The organism is Flavobacterium sp. ACN2 (genome assembly GCF_002303885.1).
Lineage (GTDB): Bacteria > Bacteroidota > Bacteroidia > Flavobacteriales > Flavobacteriaceae > Flavobacterium.
In genome coordinates, this window is record NZ_MRCM01000010.1 from 67,664 (window position 1) to 80,917 (window position 13,254).

General features: G+C 34.3%; 11 protein-coding genes. 6 read left to right on the plus strand and 5 right to left on the minus strand.

All coding sequences use genetic code 11. The features are described from left to right. Positions 1 to 15: 15 nt before the first annotated feature. Genes nadB through BSF41_RS13660 form a run of 6 tightly spaced genes read left to right on the plus strand, consistent with a single transcriptional unit; the run spans position 16 to position 5,715 of the window. Complete coding sequence (nadB, locus tag BSF41_RS13640) at positions 16 to 1,530, plus strand: L-aspartate oxidase (protein WP_095930054.1); 1,515 nt, start codon at positions 16 to 18, stop codon at positions 1,528 to 1,530. A gap of 30 nt (positions 1,531 to 1,560) precedes the next feature. Next, a complete protein-coding gene (gene ric, locus BSF41_RS13645; RefSeq protein ID WP_095930055.1) occupies positions 1,561 to 2,292 on the plus strand; it encodes an iron-sulfur cluster repair di-iron protein in 732 nt (243 codons plus the stop codon). A gap of 14 nt (positions 2,293 to 2,306) precedes the next feature. After that, positions 2,307 to 4,430 carry a ribonucleoside triphosphate reductase gene (locus BSF41_RS13650; protein WP_095930056.1) on the plus strand — a complete coding sequence of 708 codons (2,124 nt, stop codon included), beginning with the start codon at positions 2,307 to 2,309 and terminating at the stop codon, positions 4,428 to 4,430. Continuing rightward, positions 4,411 to 4,578, plus strand: coding sequence for an anaerobic ribonucleoside-triphosphate reductase (gene nrdD / locus BSF41_RS23620; RefSeq protein ID WP_172426906.1), 168 nt, complete (start codon positions 4,411 to 4,413; stop codon positions 4,576 to 4,578). The genes BSF41_RS13650 and nrdD overlap by 20 nt, the downstream gene beginning before the upstream one ends. After that, the gene (locus BSF41_RS13655; RefSeq protein ID WP_256385527.1) at positions 4,532 to 5,248 is read left to right on the plus strand and encodes an anaerobic ribonucleoside-triphosphate reductase activating protein; all 717 of its coding nucleotides are present in this window, start codon (positions 4,532 to 4,534) and stop codon (positions 5,246 to 5,248) included. Before nrdD ends, BSF41_RS13655 begins: the two co-directional genes overlap by 47 nt. 20 nt (positions 5,249 to 5,268) lie before the next feature. Next, the gene (locus BSF41_RS13660) at positions 5,269 to 5,715 is read left to right on the plus strand and encodes a copper resistance protein CopD (protein ID WP_095930057.1); all 447 of its coding nucleotides are present in this window, start codon (positions 5,269 to 5,271) and stop codon (positions 5,713 to 5,715) included. A gap of 80 nt (positions 5,716 to 5,795) precedes the next feature. On the opposite strand, the gene aspT is transcribed toward BSF41_RS13660, so the two are convergent. The 5 genes from aspT to BSF41_RS13685 form a co-directional block, all read right to left on the minus strand. Then, a complete protein-coding gene (gene aspT / locus BSF41_RS13665; RefSeq protein ID WP_095930058.1) occupies positions 5,796 to 7,472 on the minus strand; it encodes an aspartate-alanine antiporter in 1,677 nt (558 codons plus the stop codon). Between the two features lie 374 nt (positions 7,473 to 7,846). Next, positions 7,847 to 9,409, minus strand: coding sequence for a vitamin K epoxide reductase family protein (locus tag BSF41_RS13670; protein ID WP_095930059.1), 1,563 nt, complete (start codon positions 9,407 to 9,409; stop codon positions 7,847 to 7,849). 34 nt (positions 9,410 to 9,443) lie between these two features. Next, positions 9,444 to 10,694, minus strand: coding sequence for an AhpC/TSA family protein (locus tag BSF41_RS13675; protein WP_095930060.1), 1,251 nt, complete (start codon positions 10,692 to 10,694; stop codon positions 9,444 to 9,446). A gap of 112 nt (positions 10,695 to 10,806) precedes the next feature. Next, positions 10,807 to 10,992: a hypothetical protein gene (locus BSF41_RS13680; RefSeq protein WP_141248145.1), complete on the minus strand. Its 186-nt coding sequence runs from the start codon at positions 10,990 to 10,992 to the stop codon at positions 10,807 to 10,809. Positions 10,993 to 11,817: 825 nt separating this feature from the next. Continuing rightward, on the minus strand, positions 11,818 to 13,254 hold the full coding sequence (locus BSF41_RS13685) for a serine hydrolase (protein WP_253251824.1): 1,437 nt from the start codon (positions 13,252 to 13,254) through the stop codon (positions 11,818 to 11,820).

Here is a 13,254-nt window from a genome sequence, read left to right on the forward strand (position 1 = left end):
TTAAATCAAAATAACATGCTTAAAACAGATATACTTATCATCGGTTCTGGTATTTCGGGATTATTTTTTGCCATGAAAATAGCAAAAAAACGTCCAGACTTATCTATTGTTATAATGACGAAAGAAACAGCCAAAAATACCAATACACAGCTCGCTCAAGGCGGTATTGCTGTAGTTACAGATCATTTAAAAGACAGTTTTAATAAGCATATACATGATACCCTTCGTTCTGGAGGTGGTTTGTGCGATAAAGAAATTGTTAATATGGTGATTACGCAAGCTCCAGAAAGACTTCAGGAATTAATTGAAATTGGAACTTCTTTTGACAAAGATGAAAAAGGCCAATGGAATCTAGGTTTAGAAGGAGGACATTCACAACACAGAATATTACATCATAAAGATAGCTCCGGACAGGAAATTGAGAGTAAACTACTCAAGATTATTAAGAAGATGCCCAATATTGAACTCTTAGAGAATCATTTGGTCATTGATATCAATACCGAAACAAAAAAAGCTAAAACTACTTGTGCCGGAGTCTTCTTTTATGAAAAAAAACACAATCGCATTAAATACATGAGAACGCGCACTATTGTTCTAAGTACAGGAGGATGCGGACAGCTTTTTGAAAATACAACAAATCCTAAAATTGCAACGGGAGACGGACTTGCAATGGCAGCACGCGCGGGAGCAGAAATTGCAGATATGGAATATATGCAGTTTCATCCAACCGCTTTATTTACAGGAAAAGAAAATCCGTTGTTTTTGATTTCTGAAGCTGTAAGGGGTTTTGGCGCTCATATCGTAAATGATGAAGGAAAAAGGTTTTTATTTAAATATGATATTCGAGGCGAATTGTCTACACGAGATATGGTTTCAACTGCCATTAGTAAAGAACTTCAAGCGAGCGGAAAAAAACATGTTTATCTAGACTGTAGACATCTAGATCCAAAAGCATTTTCAAATCAATTTCCTGTGATCACAGCACATTGCAATGAGTTGGGAATTTACCCTGAAAAAGATTTAATTCCTGTTGTTCCTGCCGCACATTATCAATGTGGCGGTATTCGGGTAGATAAAAATGGAGTGACGACAATAAAAAATCTTTACGCAATTGGAGAATGCGCTAGAACTGGTCTTCATGGTAAAAACCGTCTGGCATCCAACTCTCTTCTTGAAGGTTTAGTCTTTGCACATCAGGCTTCAGAAAATGTAGACAGAACTATAGCCGAATTTATTTATTCATCCCAAATATTAATTCCAAAGTTTCCAAAGGCACATCAAGTCGACGATTACCTTGCTTTTGAAGTACTTAAAAAAGAATTGCAAAAACTGGTGACCGCATTTTACACAAGCGAAGAACGCGATGCCGAATTGGCTTTTGAAAAAATAAAAGAGCTTCATAATTATGCAGTTTCGCTTACAGAAGCACACGAAATTACGATTCCGTTTATCGAATTTTCGAATATGATTGCGGTTTCTTTATTGATTATTAAGCAATGTAAAGCTGCAACAGACCAAAAAATATGCTGAAACCAAAATTAATCTATACCCCCAACCATTATGAAACTAACAAGCAAAACAACCATTGGAGAAATCGTCGCAGATGACTTCAAAACAGCAGCCATTTTTACAAAATTCCATATCGACTTTTGCTGCAAAGGATATCGAACAATCGAAGAAGTTTGTAAAAAAAGAGATATTGAAGAAAGTGCTCTTATAGAACACATTGAAAAAGCAAGAAGCAGTTCTGCCAATCAGTCTTTTGATTACAAAAGTTGGCCAGCCGACATGATTGCAGATTATATAACCAAAACCCATCATAGATATGTAGAAGAAAAGTCTCCTGTTATTTTGGAGTATTTAAATAAATTGTGCGGTGTTCACGGTGCGATTCATCCTGAGCTTCATGAAATTCATACTATTTTTTCAAAGACGTATTTGGATCTCACAGCTCATATGAAACGAGAAGAGTTGGTTGTTTTTCCTTTTATAAAAAAAATGAAAATCGCACACAGTAAAGGTCAAGAACTGGAAACACCGCCTTTTTTATCTATCGAAACTCCAATTACAACATTAAAAGAGGATCATATAACCGAAGGACAGCGTTTTAAAAGAATTGCGGCTTTAACCAATAATTATACACCGCCTCTTGACTCATGCAATACTTATAAAGTTGCTTTTCTGATGCTGGAAGAATTTGACAAAGATTTAAAGAAGCATATACATCTGGAAAACAACATCTTATTTCCAAAAGCAATTGAACTTGAAAAAACATTTGAAAAAGTGTCTTAAATTAAAAGAATACCATGGAAAAATATGTTATCAAACGCAACGGAGATTATAAGCCTTTTGAAGCTTATAAAATTCAGGATGCCATTCAGAAAGCCTTTCAAAGCGTCAATCAGCCTATAGACAAGAGAATTTTTAAAACCGTTCTTTCTGGTCTTGAGGTAAAGTTTTCGTGGCCTGTAGAAGAAATTCAGGACATGATAGAAAGAGTGCTTTTTGAAAATGGATATTTCCAAGCCATGCGTTCGTTTATAATTTATCGTCACACCAGGAAATTACAGCGAGAACATATTAATGGTTTAAATGATGACACTACCTATATAGACAGTACGCAAACTGTTGAAGAATACATCAATCAATCCGATTGGAGAATTAATGCCAATGCCAATATTTCGTATTCAAACGCTGGCTTGGTCAGCAATACTGCAGGAAAAGTTATTGCCAATTATTGGCTCGATAAAATATATAATAAAGAAGAAGGTTCTGCTCATAGGAATGGCGACATACACATCCATGATTTGGATTGTCTTACCGGATACTGCGCTGGTTGGAGCCTACGTGTGCTATTAAATGAAGGTTTTAATGGCGTGCGTGGCCGTGTCGAGAGCAGACCTCCTTCTCATTTTAGAGAAGCATTGGGGCAAATGGCTAATTTCTTAGGAATTCTGCAAAGCGAATGGGCAGGCGCTCAGGCTTTCAGTTCTTTTGACACCTATTTGGCTCCTTATGTTTTTAAAGATCGGCTTTCTTATGAAGAAGTTTTAAAAGGAATTAGAAGTTTTGTTTACAATCTTAATGTGCCTGCACGTTGGGGACAATCGCCTTTTACAAACATTACTTTGGATTGGAATGTTCCAGAAGATTTAAAAGAACAGATTCCGACAAGAAGCGATCAGCATTTGTTTTTGAATGTAAATGATAAAAACCTAATTGCGGAAGCTCAAAACAGAGGTGCTCAAAAATTGATAGACTTAAAATATGGCGATTTTCAGAAGGAAATGAATCTTATTAATAAAGCCTATTATACCATTATGACCGAAGGAGATGCAAACGGACAGCCGTTTACGTTTCCGATTCCAACCGTAAATATTACAGAAGATTTTGACTGGCAAGGAGAAAATGTCGATTTATTATTTGAAAATACAGCTAAAATAGGTTCCTCTTATTTCCAGAATTTTATTGGAAGCCAATATGTTTTGGATGAAAATGGAAACCGAATTGAAAACCCAGAAGCTTACAAACCAAATGCCGTACGAAGTATGTGCTGCCGATTACAGCTCGATTTAAGAGAATTGTTAAAACGCGGAAATGGCCTTTTTGGTAGTGCTGAAATGACGGGAAGCATTGGTGTTGTAACTATAAATATGGCGCGTCTAGGATATCTGCATAAAGGAAATATCCTTACTTTATTTGAACATTTAGACGAATTGCTTCAAATAGCCAAATCGACTTTAGAGAAAAAAAGAATCTTTATTCAGCAAATGTACGACCGCGGACTTTATCCGTACACACAGCGCTATCTAAAACATTTTAGAAATCATTTTTCTACCATTGGTGTAAACGGAATGAACGAAATGGTGCTCAACTTTTCTGAAGGAAAACAAAATATAACGGACAGATCAGGAATACATTTCGCTACAGAAATCCTAGATCATATTCGCATGCGAATGAAGGAATTTCAAGAAGAAACTGGAAATCTCTACAATCTAGAGGCAACACCAGCCGAAGGAACAACATATCGTTTTGCAAAAGAAGATAAAAAGCGTTTTCCAGAGATTTTACAAGCGGGTCAAAACGAAAATATTTACTATACCAATAGTTCACAAATTCCGGTCGATCATACCGATGATCCTTTTGAAGCTTTATTACTTCAAGACGAATTGCAATGCAAATATACTGGAGGTACAGTTTTGCATCTTTATATGAGAGAAAAAATAAGCAGTCCAGCAGCTTGTAAAAACTTCGTGAAGAAAGTTTTAACTGGCTTTAAACTGCCATACATAACCGTAACACCAATTTTTAGCATCTGCCCTATTCATGGCTATCTAAACGGAGAACATGAATATTGCCCAAAATGCGACGAAATTTTACTCAATAAAAACAATCAAAAACACTTGGCTTATGAAAACGAAAACGCTTAAAATTCTAGAAGAAAAAAAATCCCAAAGAAGCAAATGTTTGGTTTATACACGTGTAATGGGATATCACAGACCTGTAGAAAGTTTTAATATTGGAAAAAAAGGTGAACACCAACAGCGTACCCATTTCGAAGAAAGTATTATCTATTAAAGGAATATTTAGCCTCACGCCTTTTACTTTATTAGATTTTCCGCATAAAACAGCCTGCATAGTGTGGTTTGCGGGCTGTAACATGCGGTGTTTATACTGCTACAATCCAGACATTGTTTTAGGAAAAGGAAAGATTGATTTTAATGAAGTTCTATCTTTCTTAAAAACTAGAAAAGGATTATTAGACGGTGTTGTATTAAGCGGTGGCGAATGCACTTTACACAAAAAAATAATTGATTTTATAAAAGAAATTAAAGCATTGGGATTTGAGGTTAAAATAGATACCAACGGTTCCAATCCAAAAATATTAAATAGCCTGATTCGTGATCAATTAATTGATTATGTCGCGTTAGATTATAAAAGTCTTCCTCATACCTTTAAAAAACTAACGCAATCAGGCTTATTTTCAGAATTTGAAGAAAGCTTAGAAATTTTGATTCACTCGAATATTCCGTTTGAAGTTCGTACCACTTTTCATTCTTCTTTAATTAAAGAAAATGATTTTGTGAAGATGATTGAATATTTAGAAACAAAGAATTTTAAAGGAAATTATTATGTACAGCATTTTATGAATAATGTCCCAACACTTTCAAAACTAGACGATTCAAGTAAAGAAATACAGCTTAAAAACTTCTCCACTCCAAAAATAAAAGTTATTTTTAGAGATTGATAACTCAAAATGAATACGTTATGACTTTACATCATTTTGTACTTATAATTCATCTATTGGCGGCGACAATTTGGGTTGGCGGACATTTACTTTTGGCTATTTGCTATCTTCCAACAGCGTTGAAGAAAAAAGATCCACAGATTATTTTAAATTTTGAAAAGAAATTTGAAGCACTAGGCATGTCTTCTCTTGCTTTATTAATTATTACAGGAGTCTGGATGGCGTATGATTTTGGCGTAACAGCCGAAACTTGGTTTCATTTCTCAAGCGGATTTGAAAAAGTAGTTTCCATAAAACTGATTTTACTTTTCTGCACTTTTATCTGTGCTGTTTGCGCTCAATTTTTTGTTATTCCGAATCTTAATAAAAATAATATTTACAGAATTGCCATAATTATTCTAACGGTTACTTCAATAGGAGTTGCAATGTTAGTTTTAGGATCGACACTGCGTTATGGCGGAATTTAATTAACTCAACTAACTGATTTTTAATGCAAACGCAATCTCGATTTTTTTGGGATTGCGTTTTTTACTTTACAGCGCATTAGTTACGACATCATTCCTACAAGTATAGGGCCGAATGCAGTCAATAGTATATTGGCTAATGCGTAAGGAATAGTGTAGCCTAAAACGGGAAATTTACTCCCTGATGCATCTTGAACTGCTTTTAATCCAATTGTTGATGTGCCCGCACCTGTTTGCGCGCCAAGTAAAATTAAGGGATTCATCTTTAATACATATCTCCCAAAATACATTCCGATGATATGAGGAATTAAGGCAACCGCTACACCCGCTAATAAAATACCAAATCCAGTTTCTTTAAGACCTGAGATAAAACTCGGACCAGCAGCAAGACCAACAAGTCCAATAAAGGCTGCTAGACCAACGTTGTCAAATATCCACAAAGCGGGTTCTGGAATTCTGCCAAAAACCGGAGTTCTTGAATGCAACCAACCAAAAATTAATCCCATTACCAATGCACCGCCGCTTGTTGTTAACGTTACCGAAACTCCAAATAAGGTTACCGAAAGCAAACCTAAAAGTCCACCAAGGACAATACCCAAACCAACAAAAATGATATCGGTCTCGGGGCTTAAACGATCCAGATAACCTATTTCTTTTGCTGCTTTTTCTAGTTTTGCAGGCCTGCCTGAAAGATTCAAAATATCACCTCTATTTAAAACTGTCTTCGATTCAAGCGGTATCTCATGATTTTCTCTGGTTATTTTGTTTAGCATTAATCCATGATAAAAACTGCTTTTTCGAAGAGACTTTACTGTCATCCCTTCAATAGCTTTATTCGTAATCGTAACATCTAAATGAGCCAGCGGAAAATTTAATAATTCTTCATCCAATACTTCTGGTCCAATAGAAAAGAGACTATCCAAAATGATTCCATGCTGTCCCATAATAACCATTACATCATCTTTTTGAATTATAATATCGGGGTTGGGATCTAGCAATTGATCCTTATGGCGTATTCTCTGAATAACAATATTCTTGTTAGAAATTAATCTTTCAAACTCGCTTATACTGATTCCTGTCCATTTCTCATTGGTTATTTTAAAGGCACGAATAATCCATCTCTGATAGGCGCTTTTCATTCCTGGACCATATTCAGTTTCTCCTGAAATGGTTTCAGCCAATTTATCACTTTCTTTCACTAAATCAATACCAAGCAATTTTGGAGCAATTCCAGTTAGAAAAAAAACAAAAGAGGCTGCCCCTACAAGATAAGTTACAGAATAGGCTACTGGAATATTATTGATTAATCGGCTTTTTTCTGCATCAGCAAGATTTAAGTGGCTGATAGCATCTGATGCAGTACCAATTACAGTTGATTCAGAAAACGCCCCTGCCAATAATCCGGCTGCTGTTCCAACATCATACCCTAAAAAAGTAGAGACAGAATATGCCACTAATAGGCACGATAAGCAAATTACCAAGGTGAGCAGTAATTGCGGAAATGCATTTTTTTTAAAACCTTGAAAAAATTGAGGTCCAACTTTATATCCTGTAGAAAACAGGAAAAAGTCAAAGAAAATAGTTTTTACAATATCAGGAATTTCAATATCCAACTGACCAATTAGCACTCCAGCAAACAAAGTTCCTAATACGACACCAATTTTAAATGTACCTATCTTAATACGCCCTATTAAGAATCCAAGAGCTAAGCATAAGAAAAGTGCCAGTTCAGGATGTGCTCGAAGTATAGCTGTAACCATATTGCCTTTTTTTTATATAAATTTAATCAAAAAAAGACAGCAAGACACTATATTTCAATTATTTACAAGTAATTAATTATAACCACATTATAATAAACAGAAAATAAAAGTGGCAGATATAAAAACTAACTCTTAAATAATTTTTCATCCAAATAAACAAACCTGTCTGGCCGGCTTCATCTTCGCTGGAAAAAACAAAAAACTAAAAAATCTAAACCAACTGGCAAGCAGCTTGAATTAGAAACAATATAAAAAACAGCCCGAAGGCTGTTTTAATTTTTATGAGATATCGCCATAAACATCTGATTTTCCACAAATATTAGAGGGAGTATTTGCTTTTGGATTTCCTTCCCAATACTTCTAATTATCTTCATTTAAAGATCATCCTCAATCAATTCATTTATGAAATATTCCAAATTTTGCCTATCATACACCTTAGGGTAATGATATCCATTAATAAAAAGTGTAGGCGTTAATTGGAAATGGTTATTTTGGCACCAGACGAACTGTTTGGCAAATAATTCATCGATTTTCAAAATATCAAAATCCATTTTATATTTCTGCAGCCATTCGCTAATATTTTTCTCTTCAAACCAATTGGCTAATGCTTCGCTATAAGCTTCTTGTCCCTTTTCCAGATAAATTGCCATCAGGCTCCTTAACAGCAGTTTTTTCTCATCCCTTTCTTTTCCAATATCAATCCCCATCAGCACATTGATTTTTACTTTTTCTCCATGAAGCTTCAAAATTTTAGCCAATAATGCATCGGCATCCTTACAGTAGCCACAAAAAGGATTTGTGATTATGGTTATTTGAACTTTACTGTTTGTATTTCCAAGCTGGATTGGACTTTGAAGCATATCTAATTTTGATCTGGATAACAAGACAATCTTAAAAATTTTATAGTTGCGTATAAATCTCGTCGCTTTAAAATTCATGTCTTTCAGCTCATTATGCTTTGCCAACATCTGTTTGAGCAGTGACCAAATAAATGATATAGCCAGAAATAGGAATGCAAATACTAAAATAGATCTGGGCGAAATGCCTACACTATTTTCAAGAAATATTTCGACATACAATAGCTCTGCCAATAAAGTAAATATTATTGCCAAGCATATCGGGCACCACTTTTTTTCAACTATTTTTTGATAGTAAAGCGATAGGATAATGATCGGTATACTACAATAGAGCAATGCTTTTTGAATTATAAAAAAATCATTTGAATTTCCGGCAAGTATCAATACAAAGAGGCTTATAAACTGAGACGCAAAAAAAACGATGCTTAAACTGCTGAAATTTAAAAACTTGAACAATTTCCATTTATCTGAGTTAAGTATAGCCTCACAGCTTGTATCGTTTGAAATATTGCAGAATTTTGCAATTAATGCGCTCTTTGTACCAAACAGATCTTTTAGTGCTGCAATTGAAAACAAAAGGCCGATTATCGGGAAAATGGCAAAAATCTTTGTCGTAAGGCTTTCATCAGCATTGAAATATAGGATGCCAAGCAGAATTAAAGATAAAGATGGCAAAATGAATGGATAATTATTCTTAGATCCTGTTTCAATTTCATTAGTCTTTTCCGCCAACAAAACAGTCCCGCCCCATCTTTGCTGCAAAAGCTCTCTATCATATTCGACTATTTTTTTTCCTTTATATGTGAAATAGGAAGTTTCTTTCCTTTCAATAAAATAGGGCGTCTTTTTACCATTGTCATTTTTTAGAACGGCAATAAATCTATCGGGCAAAATTTCAATATCATCGAAATCAATATTTATAGCAAAATTTTCTATAGAGAAAAAATTTAAGGTATCCGATATAGCCAGTAAAGTAGGGTAATCAGGATGCGACTGCACCTGGAATGAAAATTCAGATTTATCAATTGGTAGTTCTTCTTTTTCTAAATACTGAAAAAGATAAGTGAAATTTTCGGTCATATATTAAGCTCTTAATCTAAATGTTTTAGAAATTTTATTCTTTGTCAAAAGTTTTTTCAAGTATTTTTTTTAATTCCATTTTATTTTCATCTCCACTGCCTTTCCATCGTCCAATTATTTCGCCCCGTTTGTTAATTAGAATTTTGACAGGAATTGCTGTCACAAGGTAATTATCTTCAATTTTTGTCTGATTTTCAGCAACGGATATATGCTTCCATAAACCAATTTTTTCATCGGCGATTGCTTTCCTCCATGAATTTAAATTCTTATCTCTGGATATGCTGATAATTTCAAATCCTTTATCTTTATATTTCTCATAGGTATCTTTAAGAAAAGGCAGATCATCCCTGCAAGGCTCGCACCAGCTGGCCCAGAAATCTATCAGAACATATTTTTTTTCCCGAAAGGTTGCCAGAGGGATCACCTCTCCATTGTAATCTTTTAATATAAAATCAGGAGCAATGCTTCCCACTTTACTGTTTCTAAAGTCGGAAATCCTTTTAAAAAGCCTCATTCCCGATGGAGATTCTTTTACTTCTTTTGACAGTCCATCAGCAAGAGAAATAATAGTTTCATAATTTAAAAGCCCTTCTTTCTTAGCCAATCTGTAATAAAGTAAAGAGGGAGCTATAAACGAAGACGGATTCTGCCTTATAAAATTAAAATCCATCTCCATTTCTGTGATTTTATTTTGATCTGACAGTTTTTCCAAAATTTCCAATTGATGTTCCAGTTCCAATTTAATCTGCGGGTCTGAGGCGGCAGTGATCGTGTCAAAATACGATCTTATTAGCAATGAGATAGAATCTCTTTTACTATATATGCCATTTTTTACTTTTTGAAGCTGGGAATATTCGTCTTGTGTTTTACTGCCCTTTACCTCTGCTGTTGAAAAATCATAAAAATCTAACTTTATTTCCATTATGGCTGGTTCAAGGAACAATTCTATAGAATTGCTTCTGCTCATACTAAACTCTCGATTATTGCATAAAGTGGCTCTTGTGGGATAATTGATATTTCCTTTCAAAATAAATTTGCTATTATCTATTTTAACCGAGTCATAAATTCTTTTGTCGCCAACTTCGTAAACCAGATAGATCTTATCAATACTTAATCCTTCACCCGCACCCCTTAGTTCGAATGCGGTTCTATTGCCTAATTTCTGGGCAGATAGAGAAATGGAAACTAAAAAAAGAAGAAGAGCCAGTTTGAACATTTTTTTTGTGTTTTCTAAACAGTTAATTTCAGGACAGTTTAACAAGGAGATTTTTTTTAAATAATGCATTGGCTTATCTATTTAAAGAAGCAGGAATGACAATTCCTGCATTTCTATTTTTTAATGTCAGTAAAGGAATTGCATGCAATTCCTTTACTTTGTTAACTAGGATTGGATAATCTTAGCAGTCGCACTTTCCGTTTCTGCAGTAGTCGCAGTATCCATCACAGCCTCCTGCATCGCCTCCGCATTCCTCACCGCATTCTTTCGTTGCAGCTCCGCACTCGTCACAGCCTCCAGAAATCATTCTCATTTGATCTCTTTTAAGAGCATTTTCTTTCATGTCTTTAAAACTCATTTTTTTCATGATTTTCATGTTTGTTATAGTTAATAATTAATTGAAAATCTTTCGCAGATCATTTCTCTAAAATCTACCACGTGCACTTGGTTTGTTTTTTATAGTTATCTGCTATAGATTTACTCTTTTGTTCTTTGTTTCACATGATCGATATCTCCAATTAAGCCGTACTGTAACAATAATCAAAATTGATTTCTAATAGTGAGTATGCCATCAGGCAGTCAAAAAAAAATCCCACCTCCATTAATTAATCTCACTTATTTTCGTGATTTTTTGTTTTGTTTTTTAAATTATATAATAAATTTTTTACACATTAATTAAATAAAATACAAATACACTTGTTAATAAATTTTATAATACATTCTTCTATAATTTTTTGCAAATTGATTTAGATGTATTTTAAAATCATAATCACATTATCATTAATAAAAAATTTGTCAGATTTTATTTCGTTGTAAATATATTACTTCTATCAAATTAATCAAATTTAAAACACAATTAATTCAAAATTCTATCCAGCCGGAAAAACTAACAATATCTTAAAGAAATAAATCAATTTTGAACTTCAGTCCAACGACATTTTAGGATTTAAATTTCCTCAACAAATTAGGGCGTAAAATAGCAGCGAAACCACAACCCCTACCAATAATTCTATTAATCTTATTTAATCCTTAGAAATAAATTGTCCCTAAATAATCTTCTCATTCCCCCGTCACCAGTTAAAAGCAAAAATAAAATAAGTCTGAGAAAAAAGATGAAAATTATAACTAACTAAAAGAACAAGAGGAAATTCAATAATTCCCTCTTGTGATAAAAGCCAAGTTTATGCCATGACTAATTATTTACTTTTATTTTCTCGATTTTCTCTATCATTTTTTCTGCGTTTCCGTTTGTTCCGCCAAGTTTTATTGCTTTTGCATAGCTGTTTAATGCCAAATCGTACTGTTTATTAATATAATAGGCTTCACCTAAACTGTCAAACAGATTGGCATTTGTAGAAAACTCTTTTGTTGCCAGTTTAAATATCTCTATTGCCCCATTAGTTTTTCCGGCCCTTAGTAGTTCATATCCTAATGCATTGAGTTCGCTCGGATTTCCAAAGCTGTATTCCTTCTCAGAATTTTTTTTGAGCAGATAGTATGCCTCGATGCCTTTCTCCGTATCATTAAGCGCTTGCTTTCTGATAGCCAAATGAATAGATTTTTTAGGGATTTCGTATTCCTTTCCTAACATTAGGCTGTGGATGCTGTAGCCTAGATCCCAAACCCTATTCAGATTATTGGACAATAGGATTATCGTTATCTTATTTTTAAAATCGTTTAAGAAAATAGATTCAAATTTATACGATACCCCATTGTGCCTCTGCAGCTCGTCTTTTTCGAAGTATCTGCCAAGTGATCCGCCTTCGTCGACTGCATATGGGTTTTCTAGCAGTGTAAAAAAGGATTTCTCGGATATCAGACGGTTGCTATTCATTCCTTCAATCCATTTATAAAGATCATTTGTATCCGTCCAGAGCCATCCGCTGATAAATTCCAATTCTGGACATCTCACATTATCCAAATCGTAACAAGACGTTCGATTTTTATAGCCAGATTTCGGATCAAATGCCGAATTTGTCATTTTCAATGGTCCAACTATATTTTTAAGGACAAATTCCTCGTATGACATTCCGGATACCTTTTCAATAATTCGTCTCTGTAAAAATACATTGCTATTGTCATACCTGTAGGCAGTTCCAGGCTCAAACAGCAAACTGTCGCTGTTTCTTAAGATTTTCCAAGCCTCTTGGTCATTTTTAGGCACTATGGGGTCAATTCTGGCAATGCCGCTGGCATAATTGATAAGATGTCTTATCGTAACTTTTTCTGACCAGTTAGGCAGTCCCAAATCAAATTTGGATATATGGTCATCAAGATTAAGAAGTCCACGTTCAGCTAGAATCATTATCGAAACGGCATTAAATTCCTTTGCGATAGAGCCAATATTGAATATTGAATTTTCACTTAGGGGAGTCTTCTTGGTTTCATCGGTAAAACCGAATGATTTCTGATAGATAATTTTATTGTTTTTAACGATAAGCACGTTCCCATTAAATAGCCCTCTTTCATAGGATGTTGCCATTAGGGAATCAATTTGGCTGAAAACCGATGAATGCTGTGGGGTCGAATTTTGACGTGTTTTCTTCGCTTCTTTAACGTCACTTGATTTTTGGGCAGAAAGCACATTTGCAGATAGAATGGCTGCCAATAATAAAAACTTGATCTTCAT